This is a genomic window from Neisseria sp. P0001.S005 (assembly GCF_051963715.1).
This window is the reverse complement of record NZ_JBQCTZ010000537.1, coordinates 1-532: the sequence shown is the minus strand read 5'-3', so window position 1 is coordinate 532 and position 532 is coordinate 1. Positions and strand designations below refer to the sequence as shown.

Here is a 532-nt window from a genome sequence, read left to right as displayed (position 1 = left end):
CCGGTTTGGACGTGTACCACGCCATGCCCATCCGCATCATCGACACCATCGTCGGTTCCGTTATCGCATGGGCCGCCGCCACCTACCTCTGGCCCGATTGGCGTTACCTCACCCTCAGCCACACCGCCGCCCAAACCATCACTGCCAACGGCCGCTATCTCGACGCTATCCTCGACCAGCTGCAAAGCGGCAGCCGCGACGATTTCGACTACCGCCTCACCCGCCGCCAAGCCCACGAAAGCACCGCCGCCCTCAGCAGCACCCTGTCCGACATGAGCAGCAACCCGAAAAAATACCAAGACCGCCTGCAAGACGGTTTTACCCTGCTCAAAACCAGCTATGCGCTGACCGGCCACATTTCCGCGCTCGGCGCATACCGCGACCAAGTCCGAATCGACGGCAACGACGGCTTTGCGCCCTATGCCAAGCTGACCCACCACATCGCCGAGTTGCTGACCCAAATGCCCCAAACCGACCCCGAGGCTTTTGAAACGGCCATGACCCAAATCCGTCAGGAATTTGCCGAGCTTGA

General features: G+C 61.3%; 1 pseudogene. It reads left to right on the top strand.

Annotation, left to right across the window (positions count from 1 at the left end):
• A pseudogene (locus ACTHSP_RS21525) lies at positions 1 to 532 on the top strand (YccS family putative transporter); the annotation flags it as partial.